Origin of the sequence: Marinomonas sp. TW1 (assembly GCF_001625355.1) — a bacterium.
GTDB lineage: Bacteria > Pseudomonadota > Gammaproteobacteria > Pseudomonadales > Marinomonadaceae > Marinomonas.
Window position 1 is genome coordinate 1 of record NZ_JSEE01000006.1, and the last position, 26,617, is coordinate 26,617.

The 26,617-nt window shown below is 44.6% G+C and carries 26 protein-coding genes, 2 rRNA genes and 1 pseudogene; 22 read left to right on the top strand and 7 right to left on the bottom strand.

The genetic code is table 11. The annotated features are described in order from the left end of the window. The 11 genes from OA79_RS06465 to OA79_RS06515 all read left to right on the top strand — a co-directional run. A 23S ribosomal RNA gene (locus OA79_RS06465) occupies window positions 1-105 on the top strand; the annotation flags it as partial. 156 nt (window positions 106-261) lie between these two features. Next, window positions 262-376 (top strand): 5S ribosomal RNA (rrf, locus tag OA79_RS06470). A gap of 780 nt (window positions 377-1,156) precedes the next feature. Next, a complete protein-coding gene (locus OA79_RS06475; RefSeq protein WP_063332416.1) occupies window positions 1,157-4,330 on the top strand; it encodes an ATP-binding protein in 3,174 nt (1,057 codons plus the stop codon). An 11-nt stretch (window positions 4,331-4,341) separates the two neighbouring features. Continuing rightward, window positions 4,342-4,689 (top strand): hypothetical protein, encoded by a 348-nt coding sequence (locus OA79_RS06480; RefSeq protein ID WP_063332417.1) that lies wholly within the window; start codon window positions 4,342-4,344, stop codon window positions 4,687-4,689. A 237-nt stretch (window positions 4,690-4,926) separates the two neighbouring features. Further along, window positions 4,927-6,228 (top strand): sn-glycerol-3-phosphate ABC transporter substrate-binding protein UgpB, encoded by a 1,302-nt coding sequence (gene ugpB, locus OA79_RS06485; protein WP_063332418.1) that lies wholly within the window; start codon window positions 4,927-4,929, stop codon window positions 6,226-6,228. Between the two features lie 83 nt (window positions 6,229-6,311). Continuing rightward, window positions 6,312-7,187, top strand: coding sequence for a sn-glycerol-3-phosphate ABC transporter permease UgpA (gene ugpA, locus OA79_RS06490; RefSeq protein WP_063332419.1), 876 nt, complete (start codon window positions 6,312-6,314; stop codon window positions 7,185-7,187). Beyond that, a complete protein-coding gene (ugpE, locus tag OA79_RS06495) occupies window positions 7,187-8,035 on the top strand; it encodes a sn-glycerol-3-phosphate ABC transporter permease UgpE (protein ID WP_063332420.1) in 849 nt (282 codons plus the stop codon). The genes ugpA and ugpE overlap by 1 nt, the downstream gene beginning before the upstream one ends. Before the next feature lie 4 nt (window positions 8,036-8,039). Next, entirely contained in the window at window positions 8,040-9,104 is a 1,065-nt protein-coding gene (ugpC, locus tag OA79_RS06500) for a sn-glycerol-3-phosphate ABC transporter ATP-binding protein UgpC (RefSeq protein WP_063332421.1), read from the top strand. A 6-nt stretch (window positions 9,105-9,110) separates the two neighbouring features. Then, window positions 9,111-9,866 (top strand): glycerophosphoryl diester phosphodiesterase, encoded by a 756-nt coding sequence (locus OA79_RS06505; RefSeq protein WP_063332422.1) that lies wholly within the window; start codon window positions 9,111-9,113, stop codon window positions 9,864-9,866. Between the two features lies 1 nt (window position 9,867). Continuing rightward, on the top strand, window positions 9,868-10,626 hold the full coding sequence (locus OA79_RS06510) for a DeoR/GlpR family DNA-binding transcription regulator (protein ID WP_082825409.1): 759 nt from the start codon (window positions 9,868-9,870) through the stop codon (window positions 10,624-10,626). A gap of 7 nt (window positions 10,627-10,633) precedes the next feature. Continuing rightward, window positions 10,634-11,437 (top strand): HAD-IIB family hydrolase, encoded by an 804-nt coding sequence (locus OA79_RS06515; RefSeq protein ID WP_063332424.1) that lies wholly within the window; start codon window positions 10,634-10,636, stop codon window positions 11,435-11,437. A gap of 4 nt (window positions 11,438-11,441) precedes the next feature. On the opposite strand, the gene OA79_RS06520 is transcribed toward OA79_RS06515, so the two are convergent. Then, window positions 11,442-12,215, bottom strand: coding sequence for an IclR family transcriptional regulator (locus OA79_RS06520; protein WP_063332425.1), 774 nt, complete (start codon window positions 12,213-12,215; stop codon window positions 11,442-11,444). A 131-nt stretch (window positions 12,216-12,346) separates the two neighbouring features. Between OA79_RS06520 and OA79_RS06525 the strand changes: the two genes are divergently transcribed. The 3 genes from OA79_RS06525 to OA79_RS06535 all read left to right on the top strand — a co-directional run bounded on the left by OA79_RS06525 (window position 12,347) and on the right by OA79_RS06535 (window position 15,190). Beyond that, entirely contained in the window at window positions 12,347-13,531 is a 1,185-nt protein-coding gene (locus OA79_RS06525; protein ID WP_063332426.1) for a GAK system CofD-like protein, read from the top strand. Between the two features lie 178 nt (window positions 13,532-13,709). After that, window positions 13,710-14,723 carry a response regulator gene (locus OA79_RS06530; RefSeq protein ID WP_063332427.1) on the top strand — a complete coding sequence of 338 codons (1,014 nt, stop codon included), beginning with the start codon at window positions 13,710-13,712 and terminating at the stop codon, window positions 14,721-14,723. Beyond that, window positions 14,720-15,190 (top strand): PAS domain-containing protein, encoded by a 471-nt coding sequence (locus OA79_RS06535; RefSeq protein ID WP_063332428.1) that lies wholly within the window; start codon window positions 14,720-14,722, stop codon window positions 15,188-15,190. The genes OA79_RS06530 and OA79_RS06535 overlap by 4 nt, the downstream gene beginning before the upstream one ends. Window positions 15,191-15,263: 73 nt before the next feature. Here the strand turns inward: OA79_RS06535 and OA79_RS06540 are convergent. Beyond that, a pseudogene (locus OA79_RS06540) lies at window positions 15,264-15,458 on the bottom strand (30S ribosomal protein S6--L-glutamate ligase); the annotation flags it as partial. A gap of 169 nt (window positions 15,459-15,627) precedes the next feature. On the opposite strand from OA79_RS06540, the gene OA79_RS06545 reads away from it, so the two are divergent. Beyond that, complete coding sequence (locus OA79_RS06545) at window positions 15,628-16,548, top strand: D-hexose-6-phosphate mutarotase (RefSeq protein ID WP_063332430.1); 921 nt, start codon at window positions 15,628-15,630, stop codon at window positions 16,546-16,548. 80 nt (window positions 16,549-16,628) lie between these two features. Here OA79_RS06545 and OA79_RS06550 read toward each other — a convergent pair whose 3' ends face one another. After that, a complete protein-coding gene (locus OA79_RS06550) occupies window positions 16,629-17,405 on the bottom strand; it encodes an exodeoxyribonuclease III (RefSeq protein ID WP_063332431.1) in 777 nt (258 codons plus the stop codon). Between the two features lie 117 nt (window positions 17,406-17,522). Between OA79_RS06550 and pyrE the strand changes: the two genes are divergently transcribed. Next, on the top strand, window positions 17,523-18,170 hold the full coding sequence (gene pyrE / locus OA79_RS06555) for an orotate phosphoribosyltransferase (protein WP_063332432.1): 648 nt from the start codon (window positions 17,523-17,525) through the stop codon (window positions 18,168-18,170). Window positions 18,171-18,205: 35 nt separating this feature from the next. Here the strand turns inward: pyrE and slmA are convergent, their stop codons facing one another. The 4 genes from slmA to coaBC all read right to left on the bottom strand — a co-directional run bounded on the left by slmA (window position 18,206) and on the right by coaBC (window position 21,782). Next, window positions 18,206-18,799, bottom strand: a complete 594-nt coding sequence (gene slmA, locus OA79_RS06560; protein WP_063332433.1) for a nucleoid occlusion factor SlmA — start codon at window positions 18,797-18,799, stop codon at window positions 18,206-18,208. A gap of 56 nt (window positions 18,800-18,855) precedes the next feature. Then, entirely contained in the window at window positions 18,856-19,764 is a 909-nt protein-coding gene (argB, locus tag OA79_RS06565; RefSeq protein WP_063332434.1) for an acetylglutamate kinase, read from the bottom strand. A gap of 320 nt (window positions 19,765-20,084) precedes the next feature. Beyond that, the gene (gene dut, locus OA79_RS06570) at window positions 20,085-20,543 is read right to left on the bottom strand and encodes a dUTP diphosphatase (RefSeq protein WP_063332435.1); all 459 of its coding nucleotides are present in this window, start codon (window positions 20,541-20,543) and stop codon (window positions 20,085-20,087) included. 18 nt (window positions 20,544-20,561) lie between these two features. Beyond that, window positions 20,562-21,782: a bifunctional phosphopantothenoylcysteine decarboxylase/phosphopantothenate--cysteine ligase CoaBC gene (coaBC, locus tag OA79_RS06575; RefSeq protein WP_063332436.1), complete on the bottom strand. Its 1,221-nt coding sequence runs from the start codon at window positions 21,780-21,782 to the stop codon at window positions 20,562-20,564. A 94-nt stretch (window positions 21,783-21,876) separates the two neighbouring features. Between coaBC and radC the strand changes: the two genes are divergently transcribed. The 6 genes from radC to OA79_RS06605 all read left to right on the top strand — a co-directional run bounded on the left by radC (window position 21,877) and on the right by OA79_RS06605 (window position 26,451). Next, on the top strand, window positions 21,877-22,551 hold the full coding sequence (gene radC, locus OA79_RS06580; RefSeq protein WP_063332437.1) for a RadC family protein: 675 nt from the start codon (window positions 21,877-21,879) through the stop codon (window positions 22,549-22,551). Between the two features lie 101 nt (window positions 22,552-22,652). Beyond that, window positions 22,653-23,726 (top strand): alpha/beta hydrolase family protein, encoded by a 1,074-nt coding sequence (locus tag OA79_RS06585; RefSeq protein WP_063332438.1) that lies wholly within the window; start codon window positions 22,653-22,655, stop codon window positions 23,724-23,726. A 178-nt stretch (window positions 23,727-23,904) separates the two neighbouring features. Continuing rightward, window positions 23,905-24,141: a 50S ribosomal protein L28 gene (gene rpmB, locus OA79_RS06590; protein WP_063332439.1), complete on the top strand. Its 237-nt coding sequence runs from the start codon at window positions 23,905-23,907 to the stop codon at window positions 24,139-24,141. Between the two features lie 11 nt (window positions 24,142-24,152). After that, a complete protein-coding gene (rpmG, locus tag OA79_RS06595) occupies window positions 24,153-24,323 on the top strand; it encodes a 50S ribosomal protein L33 (RefSeq protein ID WP_011978459.1) in 171 nt (56 codons plus the stop codon). 110 nt (window positions 24,324-24,433) lie between these two features. Further along, window positions 24,434-25,252 carry a bifunctional DNA-formamidopyrimidine glycosylase/DNA-(apurinic or apyrimidinic site) lyase gene (gene mutM, locus OA79_RS06600; RefSeq protein ID WP_063332440.1) on the top strand — a complete coding sequence of 273 codons (819 nt, stop codon included), beginning with the start codon at window positions 24,434-24,436 and terminating at the stop codon, window positions 25,250-25,252. Between the two features lie 209 nt (window positions 25,253-25,461). Further along, entirely contained in the window at window positions 25,462-26,451 is a 990-nt protein-coding gene (locus tag OA79_RS06605) for a BMP family lipoprotein (RefSeq protein ID WP_063332441.1), read from the top strand. Window positions 26,452-26,617: the final 166 nt, after the last annotated feature.

The following is a 26,617-nucleotide window of genomic DNA, read 5'->3' on the forward strand; positions in this document are numbered from 1 at the left end:
AGTTCCCTAAAGAGCCGTTGAAGACTACGACGTTGATAGGTTGGGTGTGTAAGTGCTGTGAGGCATTGAGCTAACCAATACTAATTGCTCGTGAGGCTTGACCATATAACACCAAAGTAGTTTTTAGACACATAATACGATCCGGTTTAACCTTGATCCACGTTATTTCAAAATGAATTGTTAAAGATCCAAGCAACGTATTCGCGTGTTTTGGTTAACAGAGCAAACAGCTCATACCAGAACGATACGCAAACCGAATTGCTTGACGATCATAGAGGCGTTGAACCACCTGATCCCATCCCGAACTCAGCAGTGAAAAGCGCCATCGCCGATGGTAGTGTGGGGGATCCCATGTGAGAGTAGGTCGTCGTCAAGCTTTAAATTAAGAAGCCCTGATAGGTTATCCTGTCAGGGCTTTTTTACGTCTGTAGAAACGTCAACATGGACTTGATGTTAATTAGGTCGTTGAACCACCTGATCCCACCTCGAACTCAGCAGAGACTCTTTATTCGCCGCAGGCGCTCGCCATCGCCGATGGTCGTGTGGGCCTTATGATGAAAGGAAAGCATGTGAGAGTAGGTCGTCGTCAAGCTTTAAATTAAGAAGCCCTGATAGGTTATCCTGTCAGGGCTTTTTTTCGTCTGGCGTAAATGTTGGTCGTCGTTAAATCCCAACCTCTGAAATCCTCACACACAATACGATCCCAAACAGCGACGCCTTGCGTCACTGCCGTCGTCAGCGGCTTACGCTGCTTGGGATCTTGCTCATCTAGTCACATGCATAAGTCAGATGGGCTCAAGCTATCCGAAAAAGTCCCACTGTGCTCAACCAACCACACCACTTGATGTTTAAGCCTTGCGTCACGGCTGTCGTCAGCGGCTTACGCTGCTTCGGATCTTAGTTGCTTATCTAGTCATTAGATGAACTCAAGCTATCCGACATGGTGTTTGATGATGCTATTTAAATGATTTAAGAATGAGGTGTAATACGGCTCCAAGTAAGTATGTTTGTCGGGGGAATGAGACGTTTTCTCCCATTAATTAGATTGTGTATCTCTATCTGTTTGTAAGCCTCTTTATTACATAACATAACTAATATCTTACGTATGCCTTGATTCAGCTTGTCTATGCTTAGATGACCGATCACTAGGGATATTATGATGACACAAATCGTTAAGATTATTTTGCTGACAGCGCTGGGGTATTCGGTGTTGGGAGCACTTGGTCTGACGGTTGCTATCTCTCCAGGTTATTCCACGATTATTTGGCCTGCCTCTGGGCTAGCACTTATTGCGGTTGTGTTTTTTCCAAAGTTTGCTCCATTGGGCGTCTTCCTTGGTTCTTGGTTCATTAATGTTTCCATTACTTGGTTAAATCATCAAGAGTTTGCTTTGGCGTTACCAGCGTGTATCGCCATGGGGGCGGTATTGCAATCGTGTGTTGGTGGTTATTTAGTGCGTCGCTTTGTTGATGTGTCACGTTTGTTTCATCGTAGTCGTCAGGCACTACGTTTTGTGATTCTGGGTGGTGTCTTGTCAACCTTGATAGGAGCAAGTGTAGGGGTTTCATCATTATTATTTTTTGGGGCCATAGATTATTCCCAATATTGGATAAACTGGAGTGTTTGGTGGGCCGGTGACATGATTGGTGTGATTTTTATCGTACCGTGGTTGGCGGTATTTTTACCGTCTTTGTTTGGTGAATATTTTGATCGTCCAATGCGGTTAATGAGTGGTCTGATTGTGGTGTTGTTGATGATCGCTATTTTGTCTTGGGGAGGAAGTTATGCGGAATGGAATCGGCAAGTTAAGGAATTTCAATCCAACGCAGAACGGTTAGAAGTTTCTATTTCAAATCGTATTAAAAATGCCGTGGATATGCTCTACAGTTTTGTGGCTTTTATTGATAGTAGCGAAGAAATTAATGCGGAGGAGTTTGCCTTTTTTTCTGATCGAGTAATGCAAAGAGATGACTCAATTGTTGGGGTTTCGTTGAACTTTGCCGTGGCTGGTGACAATATTTTGAACTTTGAAAGGCGTATTCAACGCTTTTATCAGGATCGAGAGTTTCGGGTGAAAGAAAGGTCCCCAGCTGGGCGTTTAGTCCCGGTTATTCCTAGAGAGAGCCACATTGTAGTGACCTTTATTTCGCCACTTGAGCGTAACGCTGCCGCGCTTGGTTATGATGTCTACTCTCAAGCAGACAGACAGTTTGCTTTGGATCAAGCGATTCAAAACAAACAAGTTTATCCAACGTCTCCTTTACGCCTTGTACAGGAGACGAAAGGGGTTTTGTTGTTTTTACCTTTTTTTGATCAGCACACGGAGGCCTTTTTAGGCGTGGCTACGTCTGTCATTTCTCTGTCGACATTAACGGACGCCATTGTTCAAAAAGGTCGTTTACCGAACACGGATTTGTATCTAGTGGACGAGTTTGGTCACAGTGGTTCATCGGTGTTAGTGGCGAAAAATAGTGAGGCAAGTTTAACCGTTTCTGATTTGTTACTAGCTTATGAAAAAAATGACTTTCAACACGCTGTAAAAGTTGATATTCGTGTTGGTGCGAAAACTTGGCAACTCTATCAAGTGAGTCAAGATTACTTTTTTAAACAGCCTTGGATTGTCCAGTTAGTCTTAGCTTTTAGTCTATTTGTGGCGGGCTTATTTGGTTGGTTCTTATTGATTGTAAGCAGTCATGCTGCCGATGTTGAACATAAAGTCTGGCGGCGTACTAAAGATCTGCAATTGGCGAATGATAATCTCAAATTGTCCGAATTGAAGCAGAGCAAAGCCAAAGATGAAGCAGAACAAGCAAACCGCGCTAAGAGTGAGTTCTTAGCGAATATGAGTCATGAAATTCGTACGCCACTGAATGGCGTGATCGGCAGTTTGACCTTGTTGTTAAACGGTAAATTGCAGGCGGATCAAATTCAATTGGCGACGCTGTCAAAACAAAGTGCTGAGTCTCTATTGGATATTATAAATGATATTTTAGACCTTTCTAAAATTGAAGCTGGGGCTATGGAAATTGAAAGAACGTTATTTTCATTAAATGCTTTAGTAGAAGAAGTGGCCAATATTGCCAGCCTCAAAGCGCAAGACAAAGGCATCGTATTAAATGTACCTGCGAGCTTGGTACCTAATTTAATCTTGTTAGGGGATCGTGTCAGGCTGAAACAGGTCATCATGAATTTGGTGGGGAATGCGGTCAAATTCACTCAGGTTGGCGAGGTGAATTTAACGTTAACAATTGACCGTCAAGCAGACGATTGTCATGTTTTATCCTGCCAGGTTGAAGACACTGGAATTGGGATTGCTAAGGAAGCACAATCACAATTATTTCAGCGTTTTAAACAGGCGGATGGTTCTACCACGCGACGTTTTGGTGGTACAGGGTTAGGTTTGGCCATCAGTAAGGAGATTGTCACTGCGTTGGGAGGAACGATTCGTTTCGAGTCACAGCAAGGAGTTGGGTCGAGTTTTTATGTGCAAATCCCAATCCAAGTGAATGCAATCGAGACGCCACAGACGGTGAGCTACGAAGTCAGTGTGACGCTCATTTATGAAAATGATACAGGGCGTTCTTATGTGGCCAGTTTGCTTGATTCGTTAGATTGTAAGGTGACGGCTTTTGCTGATTTAAGTGAGGCTTTAGCCAGTGACAAGGAGCTTGAAAGACTGCTTTTATTAGATTCTGATGCTTTGAAAAATGCGTCATCTGATGAGGTTTCTAAGTTGCAGAAAGTGTGTCTAGAAAAGCAAGTTCAGCAAGTTTTATTGTCATCTCGCTCTGCGTTTAACTTTAGTGATAAAATGACGACAATGTCTGTGATGAAGCCTATATTTAGCAAGCCATTATTAGATGTTTTAGAAAGTTTGAAGCCACCCGTCTTAGGAGAAATTATGGCGATCAGTAGCAATAACGCAGCGCCAGATAATCGCCCTGTTTTTAATGTTAAAGTGTTGTTAGCAGAAGATAATTTGACGAATCAGATCGTCGCACGGGGGTTATTAAACCTGTATGGCGTTGAGGTTGTGATTGCTGAGAATGGTGAGCGTGCGGTAAGTCTAGCCAAACAAACAGCGTTTGATTTGGTATTGATGGATTGTCAAATGCCGGTGATGGATGGCTATGAGGCGACGCGTCATATTCGGCAGTTTAAAGATGCTGAAACCGCTGCGAATGTCCCTATTATTGCATTAAGTGCTAATGCCATGAAGGGGGATCAGGATGAGTGCTTTGCTGCCGGTATGGATGACCATATTGCTAAGCCCGTATCCCAGAATAAGTTAGTGGAAGCTCTAACGAAATGGCTTAAATCAATAGACTAGGTAGTAAGACTATGTTGGATGTAATCATATTTGATAGTTCAGACTTTGAAAGTCGTCTTGCTCGTAATGAAGAGCTGATGACACTCGTGGCGGCGGAGTTTCTGAAAGAAGCGACGAGTCTATTAGCGTTGCTAGAGACCTATGCCATGGCCCGAGATTGGCCTAATTTAGGCTTGGTGACCAATCGTTTGAGAGGGGCCGGTTTAGAGGTGTCTGGTTATCAATTTTGCGAAAAACTCACTGATTTACAGCGTATTATCGACAACGAATCTGCGTCGCAATTAAGCATGGTGCTGTTGGCTCTGAATACAGAATTTGACCGTCTGTCTTTGGCTTTAAAGCACGAAATTTTAAAATAATCTGATCATTCACTCTTTTTAATCTCTTATCTCTTCCTTATTTTCACCTTTCAAATCAATAATGAATGACGTGTAAACGCCTGTTTATTCTCCGTTTTATGAATAAAATCTTCATCTATAATTTCATTTGAGTGCATTTGTGTTTCAAATGAAACTTATCTATCATCAAATTGAAATATTTAGTTTCTATAGTCGTTCTTTCTTTTCTAAAAACAACTCATTGTGAGGAACACGGAAATGTATAAATTGAAATTGGCGTCAGCGGTGATTGGATTTTCTATTGCAAGCTCCGGCTTTGCGGCAACCGATATTGAATGGTGGCATGCAATGGGTGGTGCGAATGGCGAAAAAGTAAATGAGATCGCTAAGGCATTTAATGACTCTCAGGATGCCTATACCGTTAAGCCTGTTTACAAAGGAAATTATACGGAAACCATGACGTCCGCTATTGCGGCTTTCCGTGCCAAAAAACAACCACACATAGTGCAAGTATTCGAAGTCGGTACAGCCAGTATGATGTCGGCAAAAGGGGCAATTTACCCTGTTTATGAATTAATGCGTGAGTCTGGCCAGTCATTTGATCAACGTGGTTTTCTAAGCGCTGTTACGGGTTACTACTCTGATCAAGAAGGCAACATGTTGTCTATGCCGTTTAATAGTTCAACGCCAGTTCTGTACTATAACAAAGACCTATTTGCTAAGGCTGGTATTAAAACCCCACCAACGACTTGGGAAGAAATGGAAAGTGTTTCTCAGAAGCTATTGGATAATGGCGTTAAATGTGGCTTCACTACCGCGTGGCAATCATGGGTTCAATTAGAGAATTTCAGTGCTCGTCAAAATATACCTTTTGCCAGTGAAGCAAATGGTTTTGGTGGTTTAGACACGAAATTGACATTCAATGGTCCATTGCAAGTGGCTCATATTGAAAAAATGAGTGAGTGGCAGCAAAACGGTATCTTTAGTTATGGTGGTCGTCGCAGTGATTCGGCACCAAAATTCTACAGCCAAGAATGTGCGATGTTCATGAACTCTTCAGCAGGCTACGCTGGCATTAAGAAAAATGCCAAGTTTGATTTTGGTGTGTCACAGCTTCCTTATCAAGGCAGTGCTATCTCTGAGCCGAAGAATACCATCATTGGTGGCGCGTCTCTTTGGGTATTGCAAGGCCATAAAAAAGAAGAATACAAAGGCGTTGCGTCTTTCCTAAGCTTCTTGTCTCGTGCCGAAGTACAAGCCGATTGGCACCAATTCTCGGGCTACTTGCCAATTACTCGTGCCGCCTATGATCTAACCAAAGGGCAAGGCTTCTATGCCCAAAATGTTGGTACAGAGACAGGTGTGTTGCAGATGACGTCGGGTACACCAACGGCAAACTCTAAAGGTTTACGTTTGGGCAACTTTGTACAAATTCGTGACATCATTAATGAAGAGTTAGAAGGTGTTTGGGCGGGACAAAAATCCGCACAGGCAGCACTAGACGAAGCGGTTAAGCGCGGTAATGTGTTGCTGCGTAAGTTTGAAAGAGCCAATAAGTAATGAACGCTAGTTAGTTACGGTGTAACCCTCGCTCATGATGAGTGAGGGTTTTGTATTTGAACTTATGGCAAGGCGCGGTATTAATGTCTGTGTATTTTCCTCATAAAAAATTACCTTATTTGTTGGTTTTACCTCAGCTTGTTATCACTCTTATCTTTTTTTTGTGGCCAGCAGAGCAAGCGTTTGAACAAGCTTTTTATCAAGAAGACGCCTTTGGCTTGAGCCGAGAGTTTGTTGGCTTTGATAACTTTGTTTACCTGTTTAATGATCCACAGTACTACAAGTCTATTTGGGTCACTTTAGTGTTTAGTTTTTCTGTTGCCTTTTCAGGCCTGGCTATCGCGCTTTGGCTAGCCGTCATGGCAGACCGAGTGATTCGCGGAAAATTAACGTATCAAACATTACTGGTTTGGCCCTATGCGGTCGCGCCCGCTTTGGCAGGTGTGCTTTGGTGGCTGTTATTCGATCCCAGTATGGGGCCAATTGCGTTGTGGTTGCAGTATTTTGGTGTCGACTGGAACCATTTTTTGAATGGCGATCAGGCGATGACCTTAGTGGTTATTTCAGCGACTTGGAAGCAAATCAGTTACAACTTTTTGTTCTTTTTAGCGGGTTTACAAGCGGTACCTCGTTCTCTTATTGAGGCGGCATCGATTGATGGCGCTAGTCCGTTTAAACGTTTCTGGACCATAGTGTTTCCTCTGTTGTCGCCGACGACCTTCTTTTTGTTGGTAATCAATTTAGTGTATGCCTTTTTCGATACCTTCGGAGTAATCGATGCGACCACTCAAGGTGGTCCAGGCGTCAGTACGGCCACCATGGTGTACAAAGTCTTTAATGATGGTTTTATCGGTTTAGACATGGGCAGTTCAGCGGCTCAGTCAGTGGTGTTAATGTTTTTGGTTGGCGTGATGACGGTGATTCAATTCCGTTACATTGAACGTAAGGTGGAATACTAATGATAGAAAATCGTCCTTGGCTTACCTTCGTCAGTCATTTTTCATTGTTGCTCGGGATTGGTGTCGTCGCCTTGCCTGTTTGGGTCGCCTTGGTGGCATCGACTCACCCCAGTTCCGCTTTTGGTGCCGGTGAAATTCCGTTGTGGTTTGGTGATCAAGCGCTAGAAAATTGGCGATCTGTGTTTTTAGGAGAAGCCAGCTCCGGTGTGGATGTGCCTGTTTGGTACATGATGCTGAACTCTTTCATCATGGCGCTTGGTATTACCGTCGGTAAGTTGTTTATTTCATTATTGTCGGCTTATGCCATTGTGTTCTTTCGTTTTCCCTTCCGTGGTGCGTGTTTTTGGGTGATCTTTATTACCCTGATGCTCCCTGTCGAGGTGCGTATAGTGCCGACTTATGAAGTGGTGGCGAATCTCGATATGTTGAACAGTTATTCAGGGTTAATTTTGCCCTTGATTGCCAGTGCGACGGCAACTTTTTTATTCCGACAATGCTTTATGACCATGCCGGGAGAGTTGATTGAGGCGGCGCGAATTGATGGTGCGGGCCCGATTCGATTCTTTTTCGATATCTTGTTGCCGATGTCTCGTACCAACATCGCTGCCTTGTTTGTCATTATGTTTATTTACGGTTGGAATCAATATTTATGGCCTGTGATCATCACCACAGACGATGCTTATTATACCTTGGTAATGAGTATTAAACGTATGCTGGCCGTGGATCAGGGGGATATTGAATGGAACCATGTCATGGTCACTACGCTGCTCGCCATGATTCCGCCAGTCGCCGTGGTGATTGGTATGCAGAAATTGTTTGTGAAAGGCTTAGTGGACGCGGAGAAATAAGAAAATGTCAGATGTAGTATTAAACAATATTGGTAAAACCTACCCCAATGGGTATCACGCGATTCCAAGTATCGATCTGACGATAGAAGAAGGTGAGTTCATTGTTCTGGTTGGTCCGTCAGGTTGTGGTAAGTCAACGTTACTGCGAATGGTGGCAGGTCTTGAGACCATTTCGCAAGGTGATCTGATGATCAAAGGGGCGAAGGTTAATGATAAAGAACCCGCAGATCGTGACATTGCCATGGTGTTCCAAAATTACGCGCTTTACCCTCATATGACGGTGTATGCCAATATGGCTTATGGCTTGAAGAATCGAGGTGAAAGTAAAGAAGTCATTGCTGAAAAAGTCACCTCTGTGGCGAACATGCTGGGGCTGGAAGAGTTGTTGGAGCGAAAACCTAAGCAGCTATCTGGTGGTCAACGTCAGCGCGTTGCTATGGGACGTGCCATGGTGCGAGATCCCAAGGTGTTTTTGTTTGATGAACCGTTATCGAACCTAGACGCCAAATTGCGAGTACAGATGCGAGTCGAAATTCGCCAGTTACAAAGAAAGTTAGGTACGACGACTTTGTACGTGACACATGATCAAGTTGAAGCCATGACCTTAGCGGATCGTTTGGTGGTGCTAAACAAAGGTAAGGCGGAGCAAATAGGTTCGCCGATGGCGTTGTATAATAAGCCTGCTACGCCATTTGTGGCGGCGTTTATTGGCTCACCTTCGATGAATTTGTTGCCAGCGAATTTAGATGAACAAGGCATCTGTTTATCGGATCGGTTGTCTTTACCTTTGGTTCACGATCATAGAGGAAGCATTATTTGGGGAATCCGCCCTGAGCACCTAGAAGTTGTCGATGAAGCAAATGCCGATTTCGCTTTGCGCATTCAAGCGGTAGAATCGTTAGGCGCTGAAACCTTAATACACGGCACGGTGGATCTAGGCGTTAAGCAAGAGCCAATGGTCGTCCGGTTAGCCGGTCCTCATTGGCCAGAAATCAACTCGTTACTGTGGCTAAAAGCGCCTTTGGATCATTGGCATGTTTTTGATGCTGTAACGCAACAACGCTTGTAAGTGAGTATGACAGTGGAAACCGTTTTAGATACGAAGGTGATGGGACATCGTGGTGCGGCCTTATTGGCACCGGAGAATACTTTATCATCCATTAAGGCTGCGGCTGAAGCCGGGGCGACTTGGGTTGAAATTGATGTGTATCTGATCGCTGAGGGTGGTTTGGTTATCTTTCATGATGACACTCTAGAGCGTTGCACAAATGGCACAGGTAACACTCGTTTATTGCTGCCAGCAGACGTTTCAAAACTGGATGCGGGTGGGTATTTTTCAGCGGCGTTTATCAATGAAAAAGTGCCCACTTTATTAGAAGCTTTGGAATGCATTCAATCGTTGGGGTTGGGTCTTAATTTAGAAATCAAACACGCCGAAAAGGATGTGGAGAATATTGTGCCAGCGGTGATGGCGGTATTGCGCGATCATTGGCAGGACAATAATAAATTGATTATCTCAAGCTTTAATCATCAGGCATTGCAACTGTGCTATGAGATTGCCGATGGGCGACATTTGGCACAATTGTACGAAGCGATCCCCGAGGATTGGCTGGCACAATTGCAGAGCATTGAAGCCTACAGTTTGAATTGTGACTATAGCTGTTTAACTCAGGCACAAGCACAAGCCGTGAAAGCGGCAGGCTATAAGTTGCTTTGTTATACACCCAATGACCCTGAGACAGTGACGTCTCATTGGGAGTGGGGGATGGATGCGGTGATTACCGATGACCCTACTCAGTTTGCGTTTTTAGTCGAAGATGAAAGGCTTTGATGTGGCATTAAGTGACCGACAGAATCAAATTTTAAATTGGGTTCAACAGGAAGACGCTTTGTTAGTGGAGGACATGGTGGCACGCTTTAATGTGTCTTCCCAAACCATTCGTAAAGACATCAATTTATTGGCGGAGCGCCATTTAGTGCGCCGTACTCACGGTGGTGTGGCGCCACTATCAAGTACCGAGAACTTGCCTTTTGATCATCGTCAGTTATTAAACGGTGAATCAAAAGCCACGATTGCAGCTCGAGTCGCTGAGATTATTCCTGACGGTGCATCGGTCTTTTTAGGCATAGGGACAACGGTTGAGTATGTGGCGAAAGCCTTGGTTTCTCATCAGCATCTGCAGGTATTCACCAACAATCTCACTGTGGCCAGTATCTTTGGTAACTACTCTCATATCCGTGTGCGAGTGTTAGCAGGGAAACTGAGGCATCGTCATTATGACTTGGTCGGTGAGGAAACTTTAACAGGTCTAAGACAATATTATTTTGATTATGGTGTGTTGGGTTGTGGTGGATTAGATGAAGCACAGGGCGTGTTGGATTTTGATCCTGAAGAAGCCGCCGTTAGTCGTGTTTTAGTGGATCAGAGTCGGCACAGTTTGCTGGTGGCAGATCAGCATAAATGGGGGCGAAAGGCCATGGCGAGGGTGCATAATTTTTCGGCGGTCGATCAAATTTTCACCGATAAATTATCTGAAAAGCAACGGCAGCTACTCACCTTGCATGGCGTTCAAATACAACTTTGTTCATAAGGTGACTATGTCTATTTATTCTCTTTCTGAATTGGCAATGCAGGATTGTCAGCGTTTACGATTTATTCTAACGGACTTTGACGACACCTTAACTTGGCAAGGGCAGTTGCCAGTAGAAACGTTACAATCTTTAGCTGAACTAGCAACTCAAGGCATTAAAGTGATTCCAGTGACCGGTGGCTGTGCTGGTTGGTCGGATATGATTGCTAGGGCCTTGCCTGTCGAAGGCGTCATAACGGAAGGCGGTGCGTGCTTCATTGGTCGTGATGAACGACAGCATCTGACTTATGATTTTTGGCGAGAAGAGTCCGTAATGCGCGCCGAGCAGCAAGATATTTTAGTACAGGTGGAGCGTGTGCTGAGTCAGTTTCCAGATTTAAAGCTTGCGCGCGATCAGGCCTATCGTTTGACGGATGTGGCGATTGATTACGCACAAGATGTGAACCCACCAGCCATTGCTTCCAAGGAGGCTTGTTTGGAGGCGCTATTAGCGTTAGGACTGAATGCTCGTGCCAGCTCGATTCACATCAACGTTTGTTCCGATGGCTATGACAAGTTTTCGATGGCTCAACGTGTACTAAGTCAGGTATATCAATTGAGCGAGCAACAGCAGCGTGAGCAGGTGTTGTATGTAGGTGATGCGCCGAATGATGAAAGTATGTTTGCGCGCTTTCCTCTCAGTGTTGGCGTGGCGAATATAGCGCATCATTTAGCGCAAATGCAGCATCATCCAAAGTTTCAAACTAGCCAACCTGGTGGACTTGGTTTTGCCGAACTTGCTCAGGTCGTTTTGGCATCTCGTGCAATTTGATCGATTATCCATGATCGCAATTTCCGAGATGCTTTGAAATTACTTCGGCGGCTAATTTCACCGCTTTTTTCATTTCTTCATAAATATCATCATGAGTTCGAAACGCTGGTGCGGTAACACTGATCGCTGCCACGGCTTCGTGACGTGCGTTAAAAATAGGAGCCGCAGCACACTTGATGCCGATTTCGTGCTCTTCAAGGTCGAGTGAAATACCCGTGTCTTTTATTTGTTGTAAATTGTCTTGCAGCGCTTCTGGTGTGGTGAGTGTGTGCTCAGTATGGCGGATAAAGGCTTGTTCACTAATGATCTGTTGTTGTATGTGTGTGGGTAAAAACGCCAACATGGCTTTGCCGACACCTGTACAATAAACAGGGCCTTTTTTGCCGACAGCGGAATATAACCTAAGGCTTTTAGGGCTTTCTAATTTATCAATGTAGATGACGTCAGCGCCATCAAGAACCGCCAAGTGAATGGTTTCTTGAGTGCTAGACCATAAATCACGCATTGGTGAGGCGGCCACATCGCGGATATCTAAGTTGGCCCAGGTGCGATGAGCTAAAGCCAATAATCCATAGCCTGGATAATAGGCTTGTTTATGATCATCAAAGCGTACTAAGCCATGCTCCAGCAAGGTATTAAGTTGTCGATGGGCAGTGGCCTTAGGTAATTCAGACAGTTCAACCAGTTCGGCAAAGCGTAACGGTACTGGAGAAGTACACACATGATTCAGCATAGTAAGAGCTTTGCTAAGAGAAGAACCAGTTGGTTTTTTTTCCATGATCTTTCCTGTCTGTAAAACATGTTATGGTTAGAATGCGTTTTATCTTAACATTGTCAGTTAAGAGAATATATTTCAAAACGCTTTTTCGTTTTCGGTAGGGTCAAGAGTCAATAGACGGAGTGGTTAATATGGCGGATGCTTTACGTATCTGGCGACGCATGGTGATGCCAGATCTTGTTCGTGTGCATCGTTATCAAAGTTTGCCTGAGCAAGGGCCAAAAGTGTTGTTTTTTAGCGGTGGTTCAGCACTGAATAAAATTAGTCGAGTTTTTAAAGAATATACCCATCACTCTATACATTTGGTGACTCCTTTTGATTCCGGTGGCAGTTCAGCGAGGTTGCGAGCGGCGTTTGATATTCCTGCTGTTGGTGATTTGCGAAGTCGCCTAATGGCGTTAGCGGATGAAACGGTTTTGGGGCAACCAGAAGTGTATGCGTTGTTCACCCATCGTTTAAATCATGCGGATTCCATGAGCGAGCTCAATGCGCAATTGGATGCCTTGGTGAAAGGCGAGCATGAGCTAATCGTAAATATACCAAATCCAATGAAGGCTTTGATTCAAACCCAATTGGCCGTGACTCAAGCTGAAATCGATGAACAGTTTGATTTACGCGGAGCAAGCATTGGCAACCTGATTATGGCAGGAGGCTTCTTAAACAATCAGCATCAACTTGATCCCATCGTGTTTTTATTTTCTCGTCTTATCAAGGCGCTTGGGGAAGTAAAAACCACTCTGGATGCTGATTTGCATCTGGGCGTTGAGTTGGAAAATGGCGATGTGGTGTTAGGTCAGCACAATATAACGGGCAAAGAAACGTCGGCGCTTGCCAGTCCGATTAAACGCATGTGGTTGAATAAGGGATTAAAACGACCACAACCAACCAACTGTCAGATTGCCGATGATCGGAAAGATGCCATCGAAACGGCGGATTTGATTTGTTACCCACCAGGCAGCTTCTACAGCAGCTTATTGGCTAATTTAGCGCCACAGGGCGTTGGGCAAGCCATCTGTCAAAACCCGAATCCAAAGGTTTACGTTCCGAATTTAGGAGTGGACCCGGAGCAGTTAGGCTTGCCACTTACGGAGCGAGTTGAGCGTCTCATCGCAGCGATCATAAAAGATGTGCCAGAACATGCAAACTATTCTGCATTGGATTACGTATTACTTGATGATCGCTACGATTATGGCGAATTGAATTATGATAAACTCGCTCGACTCAATGTGGCCGTGATTAAAACGCCTCTAATCACTCACAAACCTGAAAAATACGATGAGAGGCTGGTGACTAAGGCCTTGTTGTCGCTCGTATAAAAGCGACTTTTAAGAACTTGTGCTACTTTTTAGTGAGAAGCTAATGAGTATTAGCAAAGAATAAAATACAGCTTGATTGGGATGGGATAAAAAAAATTACGAGACGTAACACTTTTGTGTTTTTCCAAACATCATCTTAGCTGCCATAGTAGAGATACTAGATAACAAGAGAACGGTCATGAGTACAAAGGTACTAATATGTGATGATTCAAAAATTGCAAGGAAGCAGCTGGCAAAGGCTTTGCCAAATGACTGGAAGGTCGAAATTGAATTTGCTGAGAATGGTCAGGACGCGTTGGAGCAAATAGCTGCCAATGGGTTTGATGTCTTATTCTTAGATCTGAATATGCCGGTAAAAGACGGCTATGAAACTCTGGAAGCGCTTCAAGGCGTCGCTAGCGCACCTGTTGTGATTGTGGTGTCAGGTGACGTCCAACCTAAAGCCATTGAGCGAGTGAAGGCCATGGGTGCCGCTGCGTTCCATAAAAAGCCCGCTACCGCAGAAGACATACGAACATTATTGTTGGAGCTAGAGTTATTCTCGCCAAATGCTCAAGCGAGTGAGACGCCGAATGAGGTGGTGACCGCGGCGGAAAGCTTCACCCTGCAAGAGACATTACAAGAGGTCTCTAATATTGCCATGGGACGTGCCGCTAGCGTGCTAGCAGAAATGCTCAATGTGTTTATCAAGTTGCCCGTACCTAGAGTTAGCATTCTGGAGGTGGGTGAACTGCAAATGGCACTAGAATACAGTGTGAAAGAGGACAGTTGTTCCGCCGTATCACAAGGCTTTGTGGGCTCTGGCATTGCGTTTGAAGCTTTGTTGATTTTTAACGACTCCAGTTTTCCTGACATGGCCACCCTGCTGGGAATGACGGATGCGATTTCTCGTGAACATGAAACCGAACTTTTAATGGATGTATCTTCCGTACTCGTTGGCCCTTTTATGGACGCCGTCGGTAAGCAATTGAACATTGATTTTAGCCATGGCCATCCAACCTTGCTTGGTCAACATGTCAGAATTGCGGATTTAATTAATGTGAAAAAAGCGTCGTGGAAGCGTACCTTAGCGGTCGAGATTGTTTATGAAGTGGAGAACTACCAGATCAATTGTGATTTGATGTTATTGTTCACAGAAGATTCTGTACCGACATTAGAGCACTTGTTGTCATTTCTGGCGGAGGACGAATGAGTATGCAGTCTGACGGCTTAGCCGATTTTCATTGGATGTTTGATCTATTGCACCACATTGACGTGGGGCTGGTGGTACTGGATCGACAATACAAAATACAGTTGTGGAATAGCTTTATGGAGAATCACAGTGGTGTGAGTTCTTCTATTGCTAAGCAACAATCTTTATTTACAGTGTTTTCTGACCTTGAACAAAGTTGGTTACAGCAAAAGCTGGATAATGTGTTTGGTTTGAAAACACCGATTTACATTTCTTGGGAACAGCGACCTCACTTGTTCAAATTTAAATGTTATCGACCACTGACTAGTATTGCTGATTATATGTACCAAAATATCGCAATACGTCCTATCTCTGGCCCTAATGGTGCGATTAATCAAGTCTGTTTAGTGGTTTATGACGTCACGGATGTGGCGACTAACAAGATGGCCTTTGAGGCGATTCAACAAGGTGGCACAACCAAAGCCTAATAAAAGCCTAATAAAAGCCACCTTAAGGTGGCTTTTATTTTTAAGCACAGGTAATAAACCGAATCTTGGGGTGTTAGGATTCTTTCTTTTGCAGCCGTTGCTTCTCGATCGCCATGATCATTCGGCTAGCAATGTCTTCATTGGTGGCGGTTTCTATGCCCTGTAAACCTTGGGACGAGTTCACTTCTAATAATAATGGGCCTTTATTGGAACGAATAATATCCACTCCTGCCACACGTAAGTCCATGGCTTTTGCAGCCTTGATGGCCATCTATTTTTCCCGTGCTTTATAGCTTAAAAGGCATTTTAGGTTAAGCGTTATTTCATTCCTTTTGGCATAATTTTCATGTTCGAATTTTCGCTATAAACACAAACTATTGTAATCGTCATTTGTGGGGTTACTATGTGCGTATAAGAAATAGCAACTGGGGTGATAAATGAATGGCCAACTAATGAAAGAGTTGGAAGAGCTGGGAGGGGAAATACGCCCTGCAAGCTTAAAAAAATGTGATGAAATCATCATAGATCAACCAGGCTTTAGCGCCGTTATTGCTCTATGGGGCGGGCACTTGGTGAGCTTTACGCCATCTGGTCAGCCTGATCTCTTGTTTCAATCGGAAAATAAAGGCGGTGAAGGCCGTTTTGGCCGTCGACATTTTGGTGTGCCAGTGTGTTGGCCTTGGTTCGGTGCCAATGAAGAGCAGGAAGATTTTCCTGCGCACGGATTAGCGCGTTATTTCCGTTGGGAATTTATTGAAGCAGGGCGCTTTAAAAACGGCGATGTGAAAATTGTCATTCGTCTTGCTTCGGAAGACCATCCATTGATTGAAGAAATGTGGCCTTATGCTTTTGAGTTGCGTCAGGTATTTCGTTTCTCTAGCAAAGGTTTTCGCATTAACTTTACCGCGGCAAATCTATCCGATCAGCCCATGCCGGTAAGTGAGGCCTTGCATACTTATTTCCATGTGGCGGATAACAAAACAGCGCAAGTACATGGTTTAGATCAAGTTACCTATATTGATAAGTTTGATGAGGGGCGTGAATATCAGCAGCAAGGTGTCGTGACGCCTTGTAATCATATGGATCGAGTGTATGTGTCGTCACCAGAAGAGTGTGAGATACATGATCCAGATTTGCAGCGCCGCTTGATTATTCAAACGGAAGGCAGTGGCAGTACGGTTTTGTGGAACCCAGGCGGTAAATTGGCAAAGAAACGAGCTGATATGGACAAAGAGGACTATCGTCGCTTTGTTTGTGTTGAAGCGGGTAATGCTTTGTCAGATGCTTATGTGATTGCACCAGGCGACATTCATCAATTGAAGCTAAAGGTAAAACACAAGCCACTAATGGAAGACTAGATTGTCTGTTGGCTGTCGCCATTAAAAAAACCGCTGGATGCCAAATGCATGCAGCGGTTTTTTTGTGGTCGCTTAAACGCTTAGTCTAAGTTGTATTCCATAATCAGTGGCGCGTGGTCAGAAAAACGCTGACCTTTGTAGATGGTGCCGCCTTGAATTAAGTTTTTCAGACCGGGTGTGGCGATTTGATAATCCAAACGACCACCTTCGTCCAGTTTCCAAGCGCGTTCGTAGTCTGGCCACCAAGTGTATTGCTTGTCTTGCTTGTTTACCTGGCGGAACGCGTCGATGTATTCCAGCTCGTTAAAGATTTCATTAATCCATTTGCGTTCTTCTGGTAAAAAACCAGAGTTACGCTGATTAACAAACCAACTGCTGACGTCAATCGGAGAGCGAGCCACATTCGCTGTGCCGCAAAAAATAAATTCGCGACGCTTACGACGGGTTTTAATCAAATGATTCTTAAAACCTTCCATAAAGCGATATTTATGCTCCTGTAAGGCTTCTTCGTGATTCGATCCGTGTGGTGTTAAAAAAGCACCAATACTAACCTTGTCAAAATCCGCCTGAATGAAACGACCTTCAAAGTCACATTCAGGGAAGCCCATGCCAGTCATAATTGCTTTTGGCATACTCTTACAGTAGATGGCAACCCCTGCTTGATCAGGGTTTTCCATCGAATCAAAGAAATAGGTGTTGTATTCAGGTGGAAAGAAAACGCTGTCATTTAAGCTACGTTCATCGACCTGTATGTCTTGTAGACACACAACATCCGGGTTCTGACGAACCATCCATTCAAAAAAGCCGCGATCGGCTGCTTGTTTTATACCGTTTACATTAAGGCTGATGACCTTCATTTCTGGTCCCTACAATTCCTAGCCGTGTGTTATATTAGCGCCTATCCTAAGTTAGCATGGCTTTTTATACCATCTTGGTGACGCTGTGTTGTGAATTTTTATCTTTCTGGAGCCGGTATGAAACCTTACCAAAGAGACTTTATCAAATTCGCTATTGAGCAAAACGTTTTGCGCTTTGGCGAATTTACACTTAAATCAGGCCGCGTAAGCCCTTACTTTTTTAATGCTGGCTTATTTAGTTCAGGCCAAGCATTAGCGAAGTTAGGCCGTTTTTACGCCGCCTCTCTCATGGAAGCAAATGTTCCATTTGATGTTCTTTTTGGCCCTGCTTACAAGGGCATTCCCTTGGCTACGACGACAGCTGTTGCCCTGTATGATCATCATAATCTAGATACACCATACGTATTCAACCGCAAAGAAGCAAAAACTCACGGTGAAGGCGGCTCTCTCGTTGGCGCAGCTCTTGCTGGTCGCGTCATGATTATTGATGACGTGATTACCGCAGGAACCGCTATCCGTGAAGTCATGGCCATTATCCAACAAGCGAATGCATCGCCAGCTGGTGTGCTTATCGCATTGGATCGTCAAGAACGAGGCCAAGGCGAATTGTCTGCCATTCAAGAGGTTGAACGAGACTTTGGTATGCCGGTTATCAGCATCGTGTCACTCAACGACATCATGACGTATTTGGCTGAGCAAGACTCTCCAGAGTTTGCCCAGCATTTGGACGCGGTCAAAGCTTACCGAGACCAATACGGAATCTAAGTAAGCATCACGCTAAGGCTCAGCGCGGCTGAGTCTTAGCGATTCTGCATCAAATTTTGTGCCAATATGGGCCATTGTTCTTTCCAAGCTTCCATTGGCTTCGTTTTGAACTCACTGCGCACATAATGACGTACTTTGCCTTCGATCACCGCCATTAAAAAATCCGCCGTTGGTGCGACACCCATTTTCGATCGCAAACCTTGTTTCAAATCTGCTTCACGAATAATCTGTTTAAGCTGAGTTTCGATGCGATCAAATAGTTGCGCAATACGTACTCTTAGGCGTTCTGTCTCACCAGACAGCGCGTCCGCTGTGAGTAATCGACACATGCCTGGGTTTTGCTGAGCAAAGCCGAGAATCAGTGTCATCATCATTTCAATACGAGACACTACGTCACTTTCTTCTTGAATAATACGATTGATACGAGAAAAAAGAGACTCTTCAATAAATTCGATCAAGCCTTCAAACATCTTCGCCTTGCTTGGAAAGTGGCGATACAGTGCAGCCTCTGAAACGCCAACTTGTCTGGCAAGTGCAGCGGTTGTGATGCGAGCCCCCGGACTACTTTCTAGCATTTGAGCCAGTGCTTGCAAGATTTGAGTGCGGCGATCGATTTTTTTATTGCTCATGGTCTCGTACCCAGTAATAACCTATTGTCGATGTTTTTTTAATGATGCGAGCCTTATTAAGCACTTGCTTTGGTGTTAGAGATCAATGTGCCGACACCTGTGTCGGTAAAGATTTCTAATAGCGTAGCATGAGGTACTCGACCATCAATAATATGCGCGCTAGTCACACCGGAATTTACAGCGGATAAAGCACAACTGATCTTTGGTAGCATGCCACCATAGATAGTGCCGTCAGCAATCAAGGCATCAACTTGCGCTGTGCTTAACCCAGTTAAGACATTGCCTTGTTTATCCTGAACCCCCGAAATGTTTGTCAGCAACATCAGTTTTTCAGCTCCGACGGCTTCGGCTACCTTACCGGCCACTAAATCCGCGTTGATGTTATAGGCATGACCTTCTTCATCTACGCCGATAGGCGCAATGACAGGGATCAAATCGCTGCTTTCAAACAGTTTGAGGAATTTGGTGTCGACACTGGCGACTTCACCAACATGACCAATGTCCACTTGTTCTGGTGCGCTTGCGCCTTCTGCTTGTTGCTTTACAAAAAGTTTCTTGGCCTTGATGAAGTGGCTGTCTTTCCCTGTGATACCAATGGCTTTACCACCAGCTTCACAAATGAGGTTAACGATTTCTTTGTTGACCTGACCGCCAAGGATCATTTCCACTACGTCCATTGTCGCCGTGTCGGTAACGCGCATACCATTGATGAACTTTGACTCAATGTTGAGTTTTGCCAGCATATCACCGATTTGTGGGCCACCACCGTGTACCACTATTGGATTAATACCGATGGCTTTCATTAAAACGATGTCTCGAGCAAATCCAGCTTGCAGTGTTTCATCTGTCATGGCGTTGCCGCCGTATTTAATGACCAATGTTTTACCAGCAAAGCGTTGAATGTAAGGTAGAGATTCGCTCAAAACCTTAGCAACATCTAAAGCAGACTCACGAGAAAAAGCCACGTTTTAATTACTCCTGTTAGCCAAACGACAAGGTTGCCTGTTATCTAGTTCAGTAAATTGGAAGAGAGCTAGATATCCAGCATTAAAATATTACTCCGCTATGTGAAAACGATGACATACAAGGCGGATAACGAGTGTAAGCAACCACTTAGGGTTGAAATAATAACGTGAACTTGGCGGATTAACTACAGAAAAATGTATGAAAATTACCAATTACTGACTTATGAAAGTAAAAAATTGGACAAGGGTTGAAGATGGTTGAGCTAGGCTGGTCAGCAAGAGAAAAAGGGTGAGTTTTACTCACCCTTTTAATGTGGTTTTTATTTTGTGCCGGTATGACCGAAACCGCCAGCGCCGCGTTCGGTCTCTTCAAATTCTGTCACGATATCAAATTCTGCTTGTACAACCGGAAGTAAAACAAGCTGTGCAACACGTTCACCAGGCTCGATCACAAAGCTGGTGTTGCCACGGTTCCAACAAGACACCATTAGCTCGCCTTGGTAGTCTGAATCGATCAGGCCAACTAGGTTGCCTAACACGATACCGTGTTTATGACCTAAACCAGAGCGCGGCAAAATAGTCGCGGCCAGATTTGGGTCTTGAATGTAAATGGACAGCCCGGTTGGTAATAAAGTGGTTTCGCCTGGTGCCAGTTCAATGGACTTATCTAAGCAGGCTCTTAAATCCAGCCCTGCTGAGCCTTCGGTGGCATAAGTTGGTAATGGAATGTCGTTACCAATTTTATCGTTAACGATTTTTAGTTGAATAGCTTGTTTCATGTGTGTCTCTTAATCTGCTTATGAGGATTGAATGTGTTGGTAAATATGTTCCACCAGTTGCATGGCCAGTTGTTGTTTGCTGGCTTTTTCTGGTGACCAAGTTTGATCTTTGCTGATCACGGTGACTTGGTTTTCGTCTTGATTAAAACCGATGTCACTGCGTGACACGTCATTGGCAATGATCATATCTAAGCCTTTGCGTTCAAGTTTGCTTTTCGCGTAGGCGATCACGTCTTGCGTCTCAGCGGCAAAGCCCACCATACAATTTGCACCTTGTTGCTCGGCAATCGTGGCGATAATGTCTGGGTTTTTCACTAAGGTCAGTTGCAGTTCATTGCTGTCCGCTTGCTTCTTCATTTTTTGACCGCTTTGGGATTTCATTTTGAAATCTGCCACCGCCGCGGCACCGATAAAGACATCGGCTTTTTGCGTCATGGCTTGCTGGCAAGCTGCTAACATGTCGTCAGCACTTTTTACTTTCACTAACGTCACACCTTGAGGAGCCGAGATGGCCACAGGTCCAGAAATTAATGAGACCTTAGCCCCGCGCCGTTGGGCTGCTTGAGCCAGCGCATAGCCCATTTTACCAGAACTGTGGTTGCTGATATAACGTACAGGGTCGATGGCTTCCATGGTTGGCCCTGCGGTAATCACCCAATGCTGGCCTGTTAAATCTTGTGGTTTGCCATTCGCCGCCAGATAGTCATTCACATTGGAGAAAATGTCCGCAGGTTCGCTCATACGGCCCGGGCCAATGTCACCACAGGCTTGCGCGCCCTCGGCTGGTCCCACACTTAAGACACCACGCTGCGTCAGGGTGGTGGCGTTGGCTTGAGTGGCTGGGTGTCGCCACATGGCTTGGTTCATCGCTGGGGCAATTAGCACAGGTGCCTCGGTGGCTAAACAAAGCGTGGTCAATAAATCATTGGCCATGCCTTGGGCATAGCGTGCCATAAAATCGGCTGACGCAGGGGCAATGACAATCATGTCGGCCCATTTGGCGAGCTCTATGTGACCCATACCGGCTTCGGCCGTCGGATCGAGCAACGTGCTTCTCACCGGCTTACCTGATATGGCCTGCAACGTCATTTCCGTTACGAAGGCTTTGGCACCTTCTGTCAATACTACTTGAACGTCCGCACCAGCTTTCGTCAGAAAACGAATTAATTCAATGCTTTTATAAGCGGCAATGCCGCCAGTAATACCTAATAAAATACGTTTTGCCGCTAGGTTTGACATAAAAAACTTCTCAAGTCGTTCAGTGATCTATATGGTTAGTTTTGTAGGCAGGAAGCCGAATACCACAAGATTATCATGGATCAAGGAGTAGATCATGAGTATTAAACACTGGCCAGAGCAGGATCGTCCCCGCGAAAAACTTATCCATCATGGTGCTGGGGCTCTTTCAGATTCAGAGCTGCTGGCGATTTTTTTACGCACTGGGTCTCATGGTTTAAGTGCGGTCGAAATGGCGAGACAACTGTTACAGCATTTTGGCGGTTTACGCGCTTTGCTGTCAGCCAGTCGAGAAGAGTTTTGCCAAGGCTTTGGGTTAGGGGATGCGAAATACACCCAATTGCAAGCCGTGTTGGAAATGTCGAAGCGTCATTTGCAAGAGCAGCTGATGCGAGAGGCGGTGTTTTCCAGTGCAGAACAGGTCCGTAGCTATTTATCGTCACAGTTACGTCATGTGCAAAGAGAAATCTTTGCTGTGTTGTTTTTGGATTCGCAGCATCGCCTGATCCGTTACCAAGAACTTTTCCTCGGCACCATAGATGCCGCCGCTGTTTACCCTAGAGAAGTAGTGAAAGCCGCACTGCAACATAATGCCGCCGCGGTCATCATTGCTCATAATCACCCCAGTGGTGTCGCGGAACCCAGTCAAGCTGACATCAGTATTACGAGCCGAATTAAATCGGCGTTAGAACTGATTGATGTGCGCTTATTGGATCATTTTGTGGTGGGAGATGGCTTGCCTGTTTCCTTGGCTGAACGGGGTTTGGTTTGAGTTTTATGTCATAAAGTACGTCCTTGATTGTGAAATAGGACGTATTTTTTCCGAGTTTTTCTAGTATCTCATTATCTTTCAATAAGGTTTTAGGTGATGTGATGAGTGTCCAGCAACTGGTGAATTTGTGTGTTGTAATTTTAGTTAGTGTCTCAGGCTCTGTTTTAGCGGATGAGTATCGTTCCGTTGGAATGCAAAGTTTGGTGGTATATTCACCTTCTAGACAAGAAGATGTTTCGATTAAAGTCTGGTATCCGTCTTCGGCAATGGACGCACCCATTATGACTGATACAAATCGTATCTTTAAAGGGAGCCGGGTATTAAAAGAAGGGCCTATTGCCTCCGGTCGTTATCCTCTTCTCGTCATGTCTCATGGGTCAGGTTCCAATAACGATAGTATGGCGTGGCTGGCGACTGAATTATCACAGTCAGGTTTTATTGTCGCGGCACCGAATCATCCAGGTACGACGACAGGAGATTCCACACCGATAGATACGCCTAAACTATGGCAGCGTACGGATGACCTTGCCTTGGTGATGACTTTTCTGACTGACACATGGTCGTCACGTGATCATCTTGATTCTACGAAAATCGGTGTCCTAGGGTTCTCTTTAGGAGGGGCGGCTGCTCTGTCTTTAGCTGGCGCAAAATTGAATCTAGATGACTATGTTCATTATTGTGATAAATATCCTTCTATGGCCGATTGTCATTGGTTTGATTCGCTAATAGGGTATGTGGATGGAAAACAAGTTGATATGCCTCCGTTTGAGCTTAGATCCACTGATAAAGGCAAATTCGAACAATCGAATTTAGATGCTAGAGTCCGGGCGGCCGTGTTAGTCGATCCATCTATGGCGCAGGCTTTTGAGTTGAGTCGCTTGCGAAATAATCATAGGTCGATGTATTTTATTAATCTCGGGCGTTCGATAAACGTGCCCGTATCGGTTGATGCAACAGCCTTATCTGCAGCGCTACCTAATGGTCAATTGGATCATGTTTTAGACGCCACACATTTTAGTTTTTTGCCTGAATGTAGGGACGGGGCAAAAGCGTTTCTTAAAAAAATTGGCGAAGAAGATCGACTGTGTGATGACGTCGGCGGAAGAACGAGACAGGACATTCATGCGGAATTAATACAATTAATACGCAGCGCTTTCCAGCGCTCCCTGCTTTAGCAAAAAAGTAGAATTGATCATTTTTTTAACAAAAGATTTGCTCAATGGGCTAGGTTATGGGAAAATCCGCGCCGCTATTCCTCGGTACGGGATATTTTTGGTTTATTCGGAACCATGCTCCGCCTGAGGAAGTGAAGCACACTTCCAATAATTTCTGGATAGCAAAAGGTATTTAATTATGTCTCGCGTATGTCAAGTTACTGGGAAGCGTCCTGTTACAGGTAACAACGTTTCTCACTCAAAGCGTCGTACTAAACGTCGTTTTCTTCCAAACCTTCACTGGCACCGTTTTTGGGTCGAAGGCGAAAACCGTTACATCCGTTTACGTGTATCTTCTAAAGGTATGCGTATTATCGATAAAAAAGGTATTGAATCAGTTCTTGCTGAAATTCGTGCCAACGGCGAAAAAGTATAAGGATCTGAATCATGGCTTCTAAAGGCGCTCGCGATCTTATTCGCATGGTATCTTCCGCTGGTACTGGTCACTTTTACACAACTGACAAGAACAAGCGTAATACTCCAGACAAACTAGAAATGAAAAAGTTTGATCCTGTAGTACGTAAGCACGTAATGTACAAAGAAGCGAAAATTAAGTAATTTTTGACTTCTTCAAAAAAACCGACTCATTGAGTCGGTTTTTTTGTATCTAGTAGATATACTTTGTTCGTTTGGTCAGTGTTTTATCCGTCTTTTTCTTGGGGGTAGAGATGCCTGAATTACCTGAAGTGGAAACCACGATGCGCGGTATTGAACCGCATTTGGTGGGGCAGAAAATCGCAAAAATAGATATTCGCCAGCCACAATTACGCTGGTTGATTACGCCTGAGTTAAGCCAAGATATTTTAGGCCAGGAAGTGGTGCAGGTATCGCGTCGCGGTAAATACATAGGTGTTCATACGGCAAAAGGCACCATGATTATCCATTTGGGCATGTCAGGCAGCTTGTATTTTGTACCAGCTAATACGCCGCCCTTGTTTCATGATCATGTGGATTTTCAGATTGCGGGTGTGGATCAATGGTTGCGTTATACGGACCCTCGTCGTTTTGGTGCCATTTTATGGACTACTGAAGATTGGTTACAGCATGACTTGTTGAGTCACCTTGGTCCCGAGCCTTTGTCTAATGCCTTTGATTTGGATTATTTCTATGCCAAAGCCAAAGGTCGTAAAGTGCCGATTAAAACCTTCGTGATGGACAGTAAGGTGGTGGTGGGCGTTGGCAACATTTATGCGAATGAAGCCCTATTTATGGCGGGTATTCGTCCAACGCGTATGGCAGGGAATATTTCCAAAGTTAGAATGCGGAAATTGCTTGAGTGCATTAAAATAGTGCTTGCCAATGCGATCAAACAAGGTGGCACGACATTGAAAGATTTTGTCGGTGGGGATGGTAAGCCTGGGTATTTTAAACAAGAGCTGGCAGTGTACGGCCGGGCTGGTTTGCCATGTACCCAATGCCAGCAGGTGTTAACGGAAGTTCGTCAGGCGCAACGTAGTACGGTGTATTGTGCAAAATGCCAAACCTGACTCTTTGTTCAATTTAGGCACAAGAATTGCTGTAAATTAGTTTGATTTCGTCAATCAAAGAGAAGTTTTTCGGGTGCCTCTCGGGATTTGCGCAAAAACCTTGATTAAAATGTGCATATTTCGTTGCGGTATTGTTTGAATAGGTTTATTTTTGACCAGTTAGGCAAGGTTGTATTGCCTAGATTAATTACATAAAAAGAGGAATAGGAATGAAAGGTGTCTTTATTGCGTCAGTAACGGCGTTGGCCATCTCTGCAAGCATGGCTCAAGCAGCTGATCCAGCTGTAGTATATGACCAAGCGGGTAAATTCGATAAGTCTTTTAACGAAGGCGTATACAATGGCGTGAAAAAGTACACGTCTGAAACAGGTATACAAATTCGTGAATTTGAGCCAAAGAACGAGGCTCAGGTTGAACAGGGTCTTCGTCGTTTAGCAAAACGTGGTTACTCTCCTATTGTTGCCGTTGGTTTCAACATGTCTTCTGCTGTTGAAAAAGTAGCGAAAGACTTCCCAGAAATTCATTTCAGCATCATCGACAGTGTGATTGATCTACCAAATGTTCAATCTATCGTGTTTAAAGAGCACGAAGGTTCTTTCCTTGTTGGTGCGCTAGCAGCCATGGCATCTAAAACCGATGCAGTGGGTTTCATTGGTGGTATGGATATTCCTCTTATCCGTAAATTTGGTTGTGGTTACGAGCAAGGCGTGAAATATGTGACGTCAGATGCAACGGTTTTACAGAACATGACGGGTTCTACTGGTGCGGCATTTAACGATCCAACCAAGGGTTCTGAGCTTGCGAAGAGCCAGTTCTCTAAAGGTGCTGATGTTGTCTTCGCAGCGGCAGGCGGAACAGGTATCGGTGTTTACCAAGCGGCGAAAGACGAAGGTAAATTGGCGATCGGTGTCGATTCTAACCAAAACCATTTGCAGCCAGGTACTATGCTGACATCCATGGTTAAGCGTGTCGATCTAGCCGCATACAACACTTACAAGAGCGCTGCAGACGGTTCTTGGAAGCCAGGTGTTGTGGTTCTAGGTTTGGCTGAAGGCGGTGTTGACTGGGCGCTTGATGATAACAACGCGAGCCTAATCACGGCTGACATGAAATCTAAAATCCAAGATATCCGTGGTAAAATTATCGGCGGTGATATCCAGGTGCATGACTACATGTCAGACAACACTTGTAACTACTAAGTTATGATGAAAACAGTTGTCCGCTAATGCGGGCAACTGTTTTTTTTGCGTAAAGTATTTCACTCATAATGCCTTGGCAGGTGAGTGTGTAATCAGCAAAGCTCTGTGATCAGTGTTTTGCTGAATATTCAGAGAGACGAATTAAAAGTGCCAGAAGGTGCTCTCG